The organism is Ignavibacteriales bacterium (assembly GCA_016700155.1).
In the GTDB taxonomy this organism is placed as follows: Bacteria; Bacteroidota; Ignavibacteria; order Ignavibacteriales; family Ignavibacteriaceae.
In genome coordinates this window covers 1118448-1136160 of the sequence record CP065001.1, presented here as the reverse complement: position 1 = coordinate 1136160, position 17713 = coordinate 1118448, and the positions used below count along the sequence as shown (strand labels likewise).

The 17713-nt window shown below is 38.1% G+C and carries 8 protein-coding genes; 5 read left to right on the top strand and 3 right to left on the bottom strand.

The window, feature by feature from the left end:
- Position 1: 1 nt before the first annotated feature.
- From IPM56_04685 to IPM56_04665, 5 genes are all read left to right on the top strand, one after another.
- On the top strand, positions 2–5572 hold the full coding sequence (locus tag IPM56_04685; protein ID QQS37255.1) for an SDR family oxidoreductase: 5571 nt from the start codon (positions 2–4) through the stop codon (positions 5570–5572).
- 75 nt (positions 5573–5647) lie between these two features.
- The gene (locus IPM56_04680; GenBank protein ID QQS37254.1) at positions 5648–9646 is read left to right on the top strand and encodes an amino acid adenylation domain-containing protein; all 3999 of its coding nucleotides are present in this window, start codon (positions 5648–5650) and stop codon (positions 9644–9646) included.
- Between the two features lie 30 nt (positions 9647–9676).
- Positions 9677–10717, top strand: coding sequence for a GNAT family N-acetyltransferase (locus IPM56_04675; protein QQS37253.1), 1041 nt, complete (start codon positions 9677–9679; stop codon positions 10715–10717).
- Positions 10718–10903: 186 nt separating this feature from the next.
- A complete protein-coding gene (locus IPM56_04670) occupies positions 10904–12610 on the top strand; it encodes a hypothetical protein (protein QQS37252.1) in 1707 nt (568 codons plus the stop codon).
- Positions 12611–12810: 200 nt separating this feature from the next.
- Entirely contained in the window at positions 12811–13737 is a 927-nt protein-coding gene (locus IPM56_04665; protein ID QQS37251.1) for a polysaccharide deacetylase family protein, read from the top strand.
- Positions 13738–13786: 49 nt separating this feature from the next.
- On the opposite strand, the gene IPM56_04660 is transcribed toward IPM56_04665, so the two are convergent.
- From IPM56_04660 to IPM56_04650, 3 genes are all read right to left on the bottom strand, one after another.
- Entirely contained in the window at positions 13787–14950 is a 1164-nt protein-coding gene (locus tag IPM56_04660) for a response regulator (GenBank protein QQS37250.1), read from the bottom strand.
- 70 nt (positions 14951–15020) lie between these two features.
- Positions 15021–15824: a response regulator gene (locus IPM56_04655; protein QQS37249.1), complete on the bottom strand. Its 804-nt coding sequence runs from the start codon at positions 15822–15824 to the stop codon at positions 15021–15023.
- 4 nt (positions 15825–15828) lie between these two features.
- Positions 15829–17703: a HAMP domain-containing protein gene (locus tag IPM56_04650; protein QQS37248.1), complete on the bottom strand. Its 1875-nt coding sequence runs from the start codon at positions 17701–17703 to the stop codon at positions 15829–15831.
- Positions 17704–17713 lie beyond the last annotated feature (10 nt).

The following is a 17713-nucleotide window of genomic DNA, read 5'->3' as shown; positions in this document are numbered from 1 at the left end:
AATGGAGAAACAATTGAATTATAATGACTCCGACATTGCAGTAGTAGGTATGGCATGCCGCCTGCCGGATGCAAAGAATTACAACGAGTTCTGGAAAAATCTTGTATCAGCAAAGGAATCAATTACTTTTTTTAGCGACGAGGATCTGAGAAAATCCGGAGTAGACGAAGAACATCTGAACAACCCGAATTACGTAAAAGCCGGAGTTGTATTTGATGAAGTCGAAATGTTCGATGCAGGGTTTTTCGGATTAAGTCCTAAAGAAGCGGCAATAATGGATCCGCAGCACAGGCATTTTTTGGAATGTTCCTGGGAAGCGCTTGAAGATGCGGGATATACCCCTGAGGGACTTAACGGACCAATAGGAGTCTTCGGCGGCTGTGGAATGAATTCATACTTCATGTTCAATATTCTTACCAATCCTAAACTTATAAAGTCGACGGGATTATTTTTATTAAGACATACAGGCAATGACAAAGATTTTTTAACTACAAGAGTATCATATAATTTTAATCTTACCGGACCAAGTGTGAATGTTCAAACAGCTTGTTCAACCTCACTTGTCGCAATACATTTTGCGGTTCAAAGTCTGCTGAATGGTGAATGCGATATGGCACTTGCCGGAGGTGTTACAATTGAACTGCCGCAAAAGCGCGGATACACTTATGAAGAAGGTGAAATACTCTCAATTGACGGGCATTGCCGTGCGTTTGATCATCAGTCTTCCGGAACAATATTCGGCAGCGGTACCGGAGTGGTTGTACTTCGCCGCATACAGGATGCGATTAATGATGGTGATATAATTCATGGTGTAATTAAGGCAACGGCAATAAATAACGATGGTTCTATGAAGGTAGGTTATTTGGCGCCGAGTGTTGATGGTCAATCACAAGCAATAGTTGAGGCGTTGACAATCGCTGATATCAATCCGGAAACAATCACATATATTGAAACTCACGGAACAGGCACGGCAATAGGTGATCCGATTGAAATAACAGCATTGACTGAAGCATTTAAAAAATTCACTAAGAAAAATAAGTACTGCAGGATAGGCTCACTAAAAACAAACATAGGTCACCTTGATACTGCCGCCGGTGTTGCCGGTTTTATTAAAACTATTCTGGCACTTAAACACAAACAAATACCTGCAAGTTTAAATTTTGAAAAACCCAACCCCCAAATAAATTTTGAAAACAGTCCTTTTTACGTTAATGATAAATTATCCGATTGGACAATTTCAAATATCCCAAGGCGCGCAGGGGTTAGTTCACTCGGAGTCGGTGGTACAAATGCGCACGTAATAGTCGAGGAAGCGCCTGCACTTCAGAGTTCAGGTACTTCGAAACCATATCAATTATTAGTTTGGTCTGCAAGGAACCAGGCCTCGATTGATGGCGTTACAAAAAAATTCATCGACTTTTTTGAAGAAGAAAAAGAAGTGAACCTTGCAGATACTTCTTTTACACTTCAGACGGGAAGAAAGGAATTCAGCGCCAGACAAATTCTTGTCGCAAAAAATACTTCAGAAGCGCGTGAGATTTTAATACAGAAAGATCCCAAAAGATTATTTAGAAATATCCATGAGGGGCAGGAACCATCTGTTGTATTTATGTTTCCCGGAGGCGGCGCACAATATCCGAATATGGGATTAGAGTTATACATTCATCAAAATGTCTACCGCGAGGAGCTCGACAAATGTCTTTCAATACTGAAATCAAAGTTCAACCTTGATTTACAGCCGCTCTTCTTTCCCGAAGCAGATAAAGTTGAAGAAGCTGCCGCGCAATTACAGAAACCTTTAAATTCAATTCTGTCAATATTTATAACTGAATTCGCCCTGGCAAAGATGTGGATATCGTGGGGAATAAAACCATCATCAATGACCGGGCATAGTATGGGCGAATATGCAGCCGCATGTATATCAGATGTAATGTCACTTGAAGATGCATTGGCACTGGTTGAATTACGCGGAAGAATCTTTGAAAAGATGCCGGAAGGCGGAATGCTCAGTGTGCCATTGCCGGAAGCTGAAGTACTGACGTACACGAATGAAAATTTATCCGTCGCTGTTGTTAACGGTGAAAGTACTACTGTACTTTCAGGTACCGTAGATTCAATTAGTGAAGCAGAAATAAAATTAAAAGCGGACGGTGTAGATGCAAACAGAATAAAAATTTCTGTTGCGGCTCATTCAAAAATGCTTGACCCATATTTAGAAGAATTCAGAGCAGGTTGGGCTAAAGTAAAACTAAGTGAACCAAAAATTCCTTTTGTATCAAACCTTAGCGGAACATGGATTAAAAAATCAGAAGCTACATCACCTGATTACTGGGTTAACCACCTAAGAAAAACTGTCCGTTTTGCCGACGGCTTATCTGAGATTCTAAAGGAATCAAACAGTGTATTTTTAGAAGTTGGTCCCGGCAATACATTAAGTTCATTAGTCAGAAGCCACCCTTCAAAAACAAATTCACACTCCGTAATTGCGTCCCTGCGGCATCCTCAGGAAATAGTTTCAGACTACGAATATATCCTGAGATCAGTGGGAAGATTGTGGCTGGCAGGTTTAAATATTCAGTGGTCCTTGGTGCGCGGGAACGAAAAAAGAAAAAGAATCAACCTCCCTACCTATGCATTCGATCACCAGCCATACTGGATTGAGCCAGGTAAGAGTTCAGGCAGAATGATAGAAGACTCTGATCCATTGAAAAAAATCACAAACCTGTCTGACTGGTTTTCAAAACCCGTCTGGAAGAAATCGGAATTCGCTGCTTTTAACGAATCTGAATTTAAGAATACAAAAAAATCATGGTTGTTATTAATCTCTGAAAATGATTTATCGGTAAAACTGAATAGCAGGCTTTCTGAACTCAATCAACATGTGATTACTGTAAAACACGGTGAAAGTTTCATTAAACACAACGAAGTATCTTACTCACTAAATGCGGGAAGTCACGATGATTTTATTTTGTTGATAGAGAATCTGTCCAAAACTAATATGCTTCCTGATTTTGTATTACACGCATGGGGTACTACGGAAAGCAATGATAAAATTACCAAACAAATAAATCATGAAATTGATTTCAATTTTTACAGCCTGTTATTTCTTGCCCAAGCACTTGGCAATGAGGATTTGCAAAAGAAGATTAAAATCATTTCAGTAACTGATTCTGTTCATAAAACAGGAACAGAAAAGATAAACTCATATATTCGGTCAGTTAATCTTGGTCCCGTAAAAGTTATTCCAAAAGAATTTCCTGACATCGAATGTTCAGCAATTGATATTGAGAATAATACACCGGTTGAAACAACAATTGAAAGAATTTTATCTGAGTTCAACAGAGAGTTTAAGGATAGCACCATTGCTTACAGAGATGGTAACCGACTCGTGCAGACCTTTGAGAAACTGAACATAAATAGTATTGAAAAGCAAAAACCGCTATTTAAAGATGGCGGGGTTTATATTTTAACAGGCGGACTTGGAGGCATATCCCTTACCCTGGCAAAGGATATTGCAAAAAAATATCATGCGCGTTTAGTGCTTGTCTCAAGGCAGCAGCTTCCGCCTTCGGAGGAATGGGGAAAAATAATTGTATCGGAAAAACAGAATCTAAGACTTAGAGATACTATTCATAAACTGATTGAGATCCAGAATTTTGGAGCTGAGATACAATATGTTTCAGCTGATATTACTGATACGGTTCAATTGGAAAAATTATTCGAATCAGTTAAAAATAATTTTGGAAAAATTAATGGTGTTATTCATTCCGCCGGTACAATTGATGACGGTGTTATCCTGTTCAAGAAAAAGGAAGATGCGCATAAAGTTTTAGCACCAAAAGTACACGGAACTTTATTGTTAGCAGAATTAGCTGAAAAATACAACCCTGAATTTATAATTATGTTCTCATCAGCAAGTGCAATTCTGGGACCGACTGGTCAGGTTGATTATACCTCAGCCAATTGTTTTCTTGACGCTCTTGCGCAGGCAAAAAAGGATTCAGAAGGGACAAGATTTATTTCAATTAATTGGGGACAGTGGCAGGAAGTCGGTATGGCCGCAAGAATTGCCCAAAGTCTTGGAATAATCGAAGAGCCTGTCAGCGGAAAAAAATCAGAGCATCCTTTGCTTGGTATTAATTCAATAAATAATCCCGATGAATTGGAATTTACAAACCTGCTGCAGCCCGAAAATTTCTGGATACTTAATGAACATCAGACCAAACAAGGCGATTATATAATTCCCGGAACAGGTTACCTGGAGTTAGCGTTGGCTTCCGTTAAAAACGGTAAAGCAGATTCGGTTGATCAAATTAAAGATACATTCTTTCTTTCACCAGTACTTTTAAAGCAGGATGAAACGAAGGAGTTAAAAATAAAACTCAACAAAGTTGATGACGAATATGAATTTACAGTTCTGTCAAAACCTGTTTCAGCCGGATCAGGCTGGGAGGAAAATGTACGTGGATTCATAAGCACTGTTAAGCGTGCAAACAGTGAAAAAATTAAGTTAGAGAAAATAATTTCGAACTGCGGTAAAGTAATCCCGATACAAGATAAAAAAATTAATCATCCGCACATGAATTTTGGTGCCCGCTGGAAAAATCTTGTTGAATTAAGATATGGTACTAACGAGGCAATTGCTAAAATTCAGATCCCAACGGAGTTTAAATCCGAAATATCCGATTTCAGAATGCATCCTGCATTGATGGACACGGCAACAGGCTGTGCTCAATCACTAGCGGGCTTTGATCCGGATAAAGATTTTTATCTCCCCTTTTCATACTCAAAGGTTGTTGTTTACAATGATCTGCCTCAATCGTTTTATAGTCATATAAAATATCTACCTTCGGAAAACAATAATCTAAATTCTCTGGTGTTTGATATCACTATCGCTGACGAATCAGGAAGCGTTTTGATTGAAGTTAAAGACTTTGTGATGAAAAAAATTAACCGAGATGATAAATTATCAGAATCAAAACAAAAATCCGGTCACACTGAACGTATTGAAGGTGTACATAATCCTGTAAATCCAAAAGCAATGAGTAATAACATTTTGCAGCTTGGACAGCGTGAAGGTATACTTCCGGGTGAAGGTGCAGAGGTCTTCTCCATGATCGCGGATAATCCCTCATTGCCACAGTATATTGTTGTATCACAAAATCTTCATGCACTGTTCGACAACATGATCCGATCGGATAGAAATAAGACAACAACTGCTGATTCTGCAACTACAGGTGAATCTTCCAGACCAAATCTTTCTACTGAATATATTCCGCCATCAACGGACGTTGAAAAGACAATTGCAGAGGTATGGCAGGAAGTATTAGGCGTTGATATGATAGGAATTAACGATGATTTTCTTGAACTTGGTGGACATTCGTTATTACTTACAAGAATAGTAATGAAAGTAAGAAAAAAGTTTTCAATAGATCTTTCACTGGGTAACCTGTTTGAAGTACCGACTATAGCAGCATTCGCCCGGGAAGTTAACAAAGCAAGTGAATCAAAATCTGATAAACCTGTTACGGTAATTTCTTCTGTCTCCAGACAGGCGTATCGGGTTAAATAAGTTCATTATATTTTAACTGTGTGAAAATATTAATCTTTCAAATTATAATAACTTGTGAATCGAACTGAGGATATTTTGACCGATCATAATCAAGTTACTCCGACAAATGAAGTTTATGCATTCCCGGCATCATATGCACAGCAGCAGTTGTGGTTTCTGCATATGGTGGATCCGGATAGCGCTGTGTATAATATTCCGTTTGCTTTTAAACTGAAAGGTAAAGTAAACATTAGTGCACTTGAGCAAAGCATTAACGAGATAATACATCGCCATGAAACATTCCGCACAACTTTTGCGCTTGCTGAAGGAGCACTTCAGCAGTACATCGCATCTGAATTATTTTTACCATTAAAAGTTCATGATCTAAGAGAAAAAACTGACAAGAAATTACTCGCTGATCAAATAATAAAAAATCATACAATAGCTCCTTTCAATTTATTTACAGGTCCGCTGATCAAATCAGGAATAATTTTGACTGAAGATGATGAATCAATCCTGCTTTTTAATTTTCATCATATCATTCTTGATCACACCTCGGTTCTGGCTTTCACAAATGAATTAACGGAAATCTATAAAGCTAAAATCAATAACCGTAACCACTCACTTCCTGAGCCGTCAATTCAATATGCAGATATGGTCATCTGGCAGAGAGAAGAAGCACAAATTGCTGCTGTGAATGAAAAACTTGCGTACTGGAAGTCGCAGCTTGAAGGTCAGCTTCAGTTTTTGGATTTACCTACTGACAGGCAACGTCCTTCAAGACAAACATTTGTTGGTGCGGAAAGAAAAGTAAAATTCAGTAAAGAACTGAGTGAACAAATCCGTGAGTTCAGCCGGCGCGAGAAAAAATCTCTTTTTGTAGTTCTGCTTACAACTTTTAAAATTCTTTTTCACAGGTATACAAATAAAACCGATATTACGGTTGGATGCCCGTTTGCCAACCGGAATCAACCCGGACTTGAAGAAGTGATGGGATGCTGTATGAATACACTTCCATTAAGGACTTCTTTTTCTGAAACTGATTCATTCAAACAGGTGCTGGATAAAGTTCGGGATGTTACTCTCGGAGCTCATTCTAACCAGGAAGTATCATTCGAACAAATAGTTGAACAACTTCACCCGATGCGAGATGGGAGTTTCAATCCGCTATTCCAGGTAAGTTTTATGTTCCAGGATCCTCCAATGAAATTATACCTTGAGGGATTAGAATGTGAGTCCTTCGAAGTTCACAGCGGAACATCAAAATTTGATTGCACACTTTGGATGTGGGATGATGAAGAAGGTATTTCCGGTCTGTTTGAATACAATACTGATTTGTTTGAAGAATCTACGATCGACAGAATGTTCAGTAATTTCAGTACGCTTCTGCGGGGTATAGTTAACAATCCTGAAACAAGCGTTGCAAAACTGACAGTACTTTCTGCGGATGAAAAAGAATTGACATTGAAAAGCTGGAACGAAACTTCTTTTGAATATCCTTCCGACAAAACCATTCATCAGCTTTTTGAAAATATTGCTGAACAATATCCGGATAAAACTGCTGTTGAGTTCAGAGAAGAAACGATAAGCTATAAAGAGCTAAATGAAAGAGCTAATCAACTGGCATTTTATCTGGCTGAACACGGCGTTAAACAGGAATCATTGGTTGGAATTTATCTCGAACGTTCAATTGAAATGGTTGTTGCTCTTCTGGGTATCATGAAAGCCGGCGGCGCTTATGTACCAATGGATCCATTATTTCCGCAGGACAGACTGGCTTATATGTTAGAGGATGCGGGTATTCAAACACTTGTAACACAGAATAGTTTATCAGGCAGCTTTGCCGGATTTAAGGGTAAAGAAATTTTAATTGATACTGAGAAACGGAAAATCCAGGAAAAAGAAAAAACGAATCCATCAGTTAAGAGTAATTCATCAAACCTGGCGTATGTCATCTATACATCAGGCTCAACAGGAAAGCCCAAAGGAGTTCAAATAGAACAAAGAGCTGTTGTTAATTTTTTGGTTTCAATGCTAAAAGAACCGGGATTGACAAACACTGATGTGCTCTTGTCGGTAACAACTCTTTCATTCGATATCGCTGGTCTGGAAATTTATTTACCACTCATTGCAGGCGCAAAAGTTTTGTTGGTGCCGAAAGAAACATCTCTTGATGGTAAAGCATTAATTAATTTGATCAAAACAAAATCTGTTACAGTAATGCAGGCTACTCCATCTACATGGCGATTGATGCTCGCAGCAAACTGGGATAAACAGTTGGGCATAAAAATTCTTTGCGGCGGCGAGGCGTTGCCGGCAGAACTCGCGAGTGACTTAATAAAAAGAGAAAAGCTACTCTGGAATATGTATGGTCCGACTGAAACCACAATCTGGTCAGCAGTAAAAAAGATTGATAATGAAAACGGACCTGTATTAATTGGTAAACCAATTGCCAATACGCAGTTTTATATTCTGGATAAAAACAATCAACCCGTTCCAATAGGTGTTGCCGGTGAGTTACATATTGGAGGAGATGGACTTGCCCGCGGATATTTAAATCGTCCTGAACTAACGAATGAAAAATTTATTAAAAATCCCTTCACCAATGGTGAGTCCAGAATATATAAAACTGGTGATCTGGTCAGATGGAGAAGTGACGGGTTTATAGAATTTCTTGGAAGACTTGACCACCAGGTGAAAGTAAGAGGATTCAGAATAGAACTTGGTGAAATTGAATCTGCTTTGGGAAATCACCCGGAAATAAAACAAGCGGTTGTGACAGTTTTTCAACCGGTTTCAGGTGATACACGGATAGTTGCATATTTAATTCCAACAAACGGTAGGAACCCCGTAACAAATGATTTAAGGGATTTTCTCCGCATCAGTCTTCCTGAATATATGATTCCGGCGCACTATGAATTTTTATCAGAATTTCCTTTAACTCCAAACGGAAAGATTGACCGAAAGGCTTTACCTGAACCTTCCGCCTCTAAGACTGAATCGACAGGTGAATTCAACGGACCGAGAGATGAAATTGAAATTCAGCTAACTGCACTTTGGGAAAAGATGCTTAAGGTAAAACCGATCGGGATTAAGGATAATTTTTTTGAACTTGGCGGACATTCTCTGTTAGCCGCACAACTGTTCGCGAATATAGAAAAGATATTCGGAGTTAACATACCGCTTGCGATACTATTCCAGGCTCCTACAATTGAACTGTTAGCAAACATCATAAAAGAAAAAGACCATAAAAAATTGTGGTCATCCTTAGTTCCTATTCAACCTAACGGAACAAAACCGCCGCTGTATTTAGTGCACGGTGCTGAAGGCAATGTATTGTTATACCGGGAACTCGCAAATCAGTTGGGCAAGGATCAGCCGGTCTATGGCTTGCAATCGAGAGGACTCGATGGTCAATATGATATGCATACAAAATTTGAAGAGATGGCTGCCGACTATATCAATGAGATAAAATCACTTCAGCCTGATGGACCATATTACCTCGCCGGTTATTGTCTTGGCGGTGCCATAGCTTTTGAGATGGCTCAGCAATTGAAATCTAATGGTGACGAAATTGCCTTCCTGGGAATGCTTGAAACATATAACATCAAATCTAACTGTAACCAGTTACCGCCCTTTCAGAAATACTACAGCACTATTGAGAATGTAGTATTTCATTTTCAGAATGCTTATTCGATCAGGTCCGGCGAAAGGAAAAAGTTTCTATTTGAAAAGTTCACAATCGAACTAAACCGTATAAAGATGAAGTGGGGACTTTTTAAAAATAAAATCGCGGGTAAATTCCGACCGGATGAAGTTTTAAAATATCATCACCTACAGATAGATAAGATTAATGATAAAGCACAGGCTGATTATGAGCCCAGGCTTTATCCGGGTAAAATTAAATTGTACAAACCCAAAAAAGATTTTACCGGTTATACAGATGAAAAATTCGGTTGGGGAAATCTGGCAGCAGAGGGAGTTGATATTACTACTCTCCCTATTTATCCAAGAGGTATGCTGGTAGAACCCTATGTACAGCTGCTTGCAGCACAATTAAAAGCCGATATGGATAAAGCTGCACAAAATAAATAAGTCAGTTCACGGTTCGTTTCAGGAAATGATTTGGAGTCAGAGCTAACAATTGTAAATCTATTACACGATTTTTCGTGGAATGAATCACTTACAACAAAGGATAATTTTTCTTTTTTCCACACTTCAATGTGGGCTGAAGTTCTTGTCAATTCTTATCGATATAAGCCATTCTATATTTTATCACAAAGTGATAATACAGTAAAATTCCTTCTTCCACTGATGGAGATAAACAGTTCATTTACTCACAGACGCGCAATATCACTGCCTTTTAGTGACCACTGTGAACCAATAAATGAGATCGGACTCGACGCAGAATCGTTCCTGAGTAAAATTTATGAGATAGGAATTTTGAATGAATGGAGGACGATTGAATTTCGCGGAGGTGAGAATTTCTTTCCGGAAAAAAACATTTACAATTATGTACTGGGTCATTCCCTGTCTCTTGGAAAATCTGTTGAAGATATTTTTAATTCCCTGACACTGAACACAAAAAGAAATATCAAAAAAGCTATAAGGGAAAATGTCAGGGTTGATATTACTGATGATTTCAACTCAATTAAAATATTTTATGAGCTTATGTCTATCACCCGGAAACGACATGGACTTCCTACACAACCGTTGAACTTTTACAGACAGATTCACGAGAGTATCATAAAGAAAAATTCCGGGATATTAATGCTTGCATCTCACAACGGGAAATACATAGCTGGGGCGATGTTCTTCCATATAGGTAATAAGGCGTTGTTTAAATTTGGAGCATCGGATATGGAGTATAAACATTTGCGCGCTAACAATTTGATTATGTGGGAGGCAATAACATATTACAAAGCAGCAGGTCATTTAAATTTAGATTTTGGCAGAACTGATTTGACAGCGGCAGGACTGCGACACTACAAATTAGGCTGGGGTTGTGAAGAACGTTTAATCCCATATTTCAAGTATGACGTCCGGAGAAAAGTATTCATAAAAAAAATTATTCACCCGGCTTACGGAATAGAATCCATCTTTAAACATTTGCCGGTAACACTGCTCAAAAAAATCGGTGATATTTTTTACAAGCATATGGGATAATAATAAATGACCATTCATCAAAAATAATAGATTTGTCTGGTATACGATTTATACATATTCAATAATTCATTAAATTGGTATACGGATATAAACAGCATTTACAAAGTAAACTCATTATTAATATCGGAAATATCTGCCGGGGACTAACACTTCTATGAAGACGGGTATACTACATTCGGAGAAATCATGAAAATCATTAGTATTCATGACGGACATAATGCTTCCGCATGCCTGCTGAATAATGGTAAAATAGAATTCGCAATTGAAGAGGAGCGATTAACTCACATAAAAAATCAATCATCATTCCCTACCAATTCTTTAAAGTTCATTCTGGATCAATGCAATTTAAAACCGTCTGACATCGATAAATTTGTTTTCAGCAGTAAACATATGCCGGCTTACAAAAACCGGGAAGAATTAATGAATGAATACCTTGAGTCTTCATCATTTTGTACCTTGTTAAAACGTGCGGCAAAAAGAAAATTCATTTACAATTATGTTGTTAAACGCCGGACAAAAGAACGAATCAATATGGCTTTGAATTGCGGCTTCAGGATTGAGCAGATTTCTTTTGTCGCCCATCACCTTTCACACGCTTCCGCTGCTTATTTTGCTTCACCCTGGTGGCGAAATGAAAAAGTACTTGTTCTTACAAATGACGGAGGAGGTGATGGTCTCTGTGCAACAGTTTCAGTTGGTGAAAACGGAATGATGACACGACTTGCAAGTGTGAATGTAAGTGAATCATTAGGATACTTTTACTCAATGATAACATTCCTTCTGGGAATGGTTCCTGAAGAACATGAATATAAAGTAATGGGATTAGCGCCTTATTCACATTCATCAAAGCATAAACATCTTTTAGAAAAGTTCCGTTCATATTTCCGTTTCAATGATGTGGATAAAGGAATAACCTGGCAACGGACAAACGGATGTCCGCATACTCAGTATAGCTATTCGTTTTTTAAAAAATCGATCGAACAGGCAAGGTTCGATCACATCGCCGGTGCAGCACAGGAATTTCTTGAAGAGTTTCTTTCTGAGTGGGTAAAAAATTGCATAAAAGTAACAGGTATTAACAAGGTAGCCTTGAGCGGAGGAATTTTTCTAAATGTTAAAGCGAACAAAAAAATTCTTGAACTTCCGGAAGTAAGTGAACTTTTTGTCTATCCATCCTGCGGCGATCCTACAAATGCAATGGGTGCTTGCTATTATACTTACTTCAACCAGAGTGAATTAAAAGGTAACCCGCAAAAACTTGAAGTACTTTCAAATTTATACTTCGGTCCGGAATACAAGGACGCATACATTGAGAAGATATTAAAAGAAGGTAAATATAATTTTCACCGTTCAACTGATATAGAAAACGAAGCAGCCTTACTTTTATCAAATCACGAAGTTGTTGCAAGATTCAAAAACAGAATGGAGTTTGGTGCAAGAGCACTTGGCAACCGTTCAATACTGGCTCACCCGGCATCGATAGATGTGATAAAAACAATTAATGAAATGATAAAGAACCGTGATTTCTGGATGCCCTTTGCGCCTTCAATACTATCTGATAAAATGGATGACTATGTGGTAAACCCCAAGAAAATGGACTATCCATATATGATTATGAGTTTTGATTCAAAAATAGATCATGATAAAATTTATGCGGCAAGTCATCCGTACGATAAAACTGTAAGACCGCAGGTTGTTTATGAAAGCTGGAATCCTGATTACTATAAGCTTATTAAGCATTTTGAAAAGTTAACCGGCATAGGCGCAGTGTTGAATACTTCATTCAATCTTCATGGTTATCCCATTGTCTGTTCACCGGAAGATGCGCTGAATGTTTTTAATCAGTCAGGATTAAAATATCTTGCGATCGGAAATTTTCTAGTTAAAAAATAAAGTTCTTTTCAGAGATTAAACTTTTTGTTTATATTGAAATACAAAACGGGGAATACTCTTTGTTTCTCTGATTTGATCAAGTCAGTATCAGGATTGCAAAGTTGCGGAGTCACTTTAATGGGTGGAAGATTTTCAGCCTTCTCAACCATTTCATATGTTATTTATCAATTAATTTTTACAGCAGGATTAAGTAAACCACAATGGCAAATTCCGGTTTAAAAAAAGCTTATTACCTCACGCGTCCGTTAATTCCCCGCTCTCTTCAGCTTATGATGAGAAGAATTCTTGTTCGCTCACAGAGAAAAAAGTTTGCAAATGTTTGGCCAGTTTTGGAAAAGGCAGCACAACCACCTAAAAACTGGAAGGGCTGGCCTGAAAATAAAAAGTTTGCTCTCGTACTTACACACGACGTTGAACTGCAAGGTGGTCATGATAAATGCAAAAAATTAATGAAACTCGAAATGGAGTTGGGCTTTCGGTCATGCTTTTATATTGTACCTGAAAGATATAAAGTAGATCCTAACCTGCGCGATGAAATGGTAAGAAATGGTTTTGAAGTTGGACTGCATGGTTTAAATCATGACGGCAGACTTTACGAATCGAAAGAAACTTTTCTTTACCGCGCAAAAAAAATAAATGAATATATAAAAGACTGGAATTCAGTCGGTTTCAGATCGCCGGCAATGCACCATAACCTGGAGTGGATTCACAATCTGAACATTGAACACGATGCATCAACATTTGATACCGATCCGTTTGAACCTCAGCCCGATGGTGCCGAAACAATTTTCCCATTCTGGGTTGAAGGAAACGGAAACTTCAAAGGTTACGTCGAACTTCCATACACACTACCGCAGGATTTTGCTCTGTACATTATCATGAAAGAAAAAGACAACAGCATCTGGAAAAACAAAGTTGATTGGATAGCATCAAAAGGCGGAATGGTGCTTGTTGATGTACATCCTGATTATGTAAATTTTGACGGACAAAAAAATGGTCCGGAAGAATTTCCTGTCAGTTTATATTCAGGATTTTTAGAATACATTAAAAGTAAATATGAAGGTCAGTACTGGCATGTTCTGCCAAAAGATATTGCAAAGTTCTGGCGCGAGAATTATAAATACTGAAATTAAAAAGCCCTCATTACGAGGGCTTTTTTTTCGGGCTATCTAGTATTTATCTTTTGAAAAATTGTTCTGTAACTTTATCCCAGTCCCCATCATCAAAATTTTCAAGAACACCTACATATAAATCATCTGTTGGTTTATCCGGATAGTCCTGATTTTTTTGTTTTAATATTTTAGATACCTGTGAGCGGAATGATTCTATATCTTCCTGGAAAAATGAAACTGCCGCTTTGCCAATTTTAAGACTAGAAATTTCAGAGTCCATGTTTTCAGCGTCAATTACACAGAACCAGTTCCTTTCATACGGTGTTGTATCAAGTGATTCCAGATCTTCTTTCAACAGAAGATTTACACTTGAAACCTGACCGCTTACAGGTGAACTGAATGTTATGCTTTTATTATTCTGCCTGACTGTAAACAAAGGCTGACCTGTTTTTACATTCATACCAAGATTCGGAAGTTCAATGTCATCAATTTTACCAACAAGCTTTTTAGCAAAGTCGTCTATACCGATTTTAGCGGAACCATCCTGATCCATACTAACCCAGCAGTGATTTTTTGATATGAACACTCCGCCTGGTATAGCAAATTCCGCTTTGTGAAAATATTCTGCTTCAGGAAGATGTGATATATGAACTTTTGGTTTAAGTAATTTTTCAATCCTATCCTGACGTTTAATTAAAGTCTTTTTTACGAACTCAAGCAATTCATCTTCAGTAAATGGTTTTTGAACATAATCCATTGCACCGTACTTCATACATTCAACTGCTGTTTCAACTGAAGCATAACCTGTAATAATTATAACATCAATATCAGGTCTCATATGCTTTACCGACTTCGTAACATCAACACCGCTCATCTCAGGCATCTTCAGGTCTGTGAACACAAAATCATAATGATGTTTTTGAATAAGCCCAAGTGCTTCCTGACCTGTTTCAACAGTATCAACAGAGTAGCCGTCCAGTACAAGAATTTTTCTGAAACTGCCGAGAATAACTTCTTCATCATCAACGCAGAGTATCCGCGCTTTTGGATTTTCAACTTCTGCACGTTTTAATGTTTTAGCTTCCTTGCTGAAGTCAAGTTTAAGACTTTCCTGGAGAACGTTCTCCCTTTCAAGTTTTACTTTTTTCTCCTGCATTTTTCTGCCGACCATTCTAATAAGAATATCAGCAATGACGAATATTACTATTGCGAGTATAAAGAGTGCCATTATTAATTCTCCTTGAAATAAATTTCGTTTGGCGTAAACTGTTCAACTATACTTTTATTTTTTTTCATCCTCATAATCTGTCTGAGCTGCATGGGACAAGGTTTTTCAATTCATATTCAACATCTGAAGGAATAATGCGGTACAACCAGCCTTTGAAGTATGGATCCTTTTCAATTACAGATGCTTCTTTTGTTACTTCTTCATTTCTTTCAATTATTCTTCCCGTTATAGGTGAAAGAACGGGATGATTCAATTCATTAATATCTGTGATAATAGCGCAAGTGTTTCCCTGTACTATTTCCTCTTCGATTCTGAAGAGTTCAATTTCCTTTAAAGAACTTATGATCTTTGTATACAGATCTGTCAATCCGATTAATGCTGTTCCATCTCTTTCAACCGAGACCCAGCTTGAATATCCGAGTCTTGAATACTTCGCCGGGCAAGGCACATAAATTATCGTATCATCCTGATTGGTCCGGTTAGCAGAAATCATTTTTTGTATTTCTGCATAACGAAGACCTCTCAATATTGCATTCAGCATTTCATCCGCAGTGAACGGCTTTGGAATAAAATCAATTGCACCTTTGTAGAGTGACTTTACTGCATTTTCAACAGTTGAGTAGCCTGTTGTCATTACTACAGGAGTATCTATTTTTTTTTGAACAAGCAGATCCAGGAACTGAAATCCATCAACTTCAGGCATCATAATATCACAGACAATTAAATTGTATTTAGTCCCAGATATTTTTTTTACAGCATCACTTACATCAAGAGAGGTGTCGACATTTATTTTTTCAAGCGAACAGATTTTTTTTACAGCGTCAATCACAACCTGTTCATCATCGACAATTAATATATCTGCGTTCCTGCTCATACTTTTATTTACTCACCGGAAGTATTACTGTAAACACTGTTCCTTTGCCTTGCTCACTTTCAACACTAATTGAACCATCATGATTATCGATGATACCCCATATAACAGCGAGTCCAAGTCCTGTTCCCTTCTGTCCTTTCGTACTAAAGAATGGTTCAAAAATTCTCGGCAGTTCATCCTTGGGTATTCCGCAGCCTGTATCCTTTATTTTAATTTCAGCATATTCCTTTTGTCCCGACTGGTCCACTGCCTCCCAGCGCTGCCAATTGCAGCCTCTTCTGCTGCATCCTTCGTATCTGCCGTGCTGAGGGACTTCCAGGTAAAAAACTGGCGCACCACAATCAGGACATTTCTTAGTCTCGTCTGTGAGTGATGTATTACACTGCGGACACATCATTTGAATTTCTTTTTTAAGTTCGAGAGAAACATCATACTGATGCCGGTTTTTTCCGTAAACAGGATCAAGGTAAATAAACCCTTCACTGTTATTTGATTTTGCTTTTATTTTAATCGATGGAAGTCCGTCAATTTTTATTTCATTATCAGTCAGATCATGACGTTTGGGACATGAAGCTTTCTTTATCTGTGTAATACCAACCGGTGAACGTTTTAGCAACGTAGTTGAGATTGTAACAGTGCCTCCATTTTTTCCGATGGCATCGGAAGCATTAACAACAAGATTGATAAATACCTGCTGCATCTGGTTTGAATCAACAGTTATGCGGGGAAGCTCAGCATCCAGATGCTTCTCTATCTTTACATTGTTTAAAGTAAGCTGGCTTTCAACTACAGTTATTGATTGATTTATTATCTCATTAAGATCGGCGGCATTTTTCTTTGGTACGGATTGTCGGGCAAAGTCAAGTAAACTTTTAACAATTTCCCTGCTTCTTTTTGTTTCTCTGACAATCACTTTCAGGTCTTCCTGTATTTCAGGATTATCCTGTGTACGCTTAAGCAGGAAACTGCTGTAAGTAAGCACACCAGTAAGCGGATTATTAATTTCGTGCGCGACACCCGCTGCTAATCTTCCGAGTGATGCAAGTTTATCCGATTGAAATAACTGCATTCTGGCTTCGGAAAGTTTTTTAGTCATATTGTTGAATGACCTGGCAAGTAAGCCTAATTCATCATTGCCCTTATCTTTAATTGAATAATTCAGATCTCCGCTTGCCACCTGCTTGGTTGCATCAACAAGTTCACGAACGGGAGTGTCTATCATTTTTCTTACTAACATTCCGATAATAAAACTGATTGCCGCAATAGCTATGAGTGCGAAGATTGCAATTTCAATTTCAATTGTCTGAATGCTTTTATCAACATCATCAAGACTCATAGTAACATCAAGTACACCAAGCACTGTCTGATCTTTTGAGTGAGCATGACAATCTGCAGCCCAGCACGATTCTTCATTGTAAATGGGATTGATTATACCAAGTACACGTGATGAATCAGGATGCAGCCGGAATATTCTCGTCCTCTGTGTGATTGATAGTTTTTCCAGCGGCTGATCTGCGGCATGGCATGCATAGCAGCTTTCAGCTTTTTTATCAACCATCCTGCCAATATCATTCTCGTGTGAAGAATAAATAATCTCACCGACTTTATTCAGAATACGAACTTCCCTGATACTTTCCTGTTCGCCAATGGTATTAATAATTTTATGTATGCGTTCACGCTGATTCAACATCATATCATAATGAACGCTGTATTTTACCGTTTCACTTAATTGGTTAGCATGATTTTCAACTTCTTCAAGAAGGGCGCTGCTGTTTGTCCTTATATTGAAATAAGCAAACACGCTGATAATAAGAAGCGTCGTAATGCCGACGGCGAATATCAGTTTGTAGCCTATCTTATGAAAAATATTTCTGAACATATCTTAACGT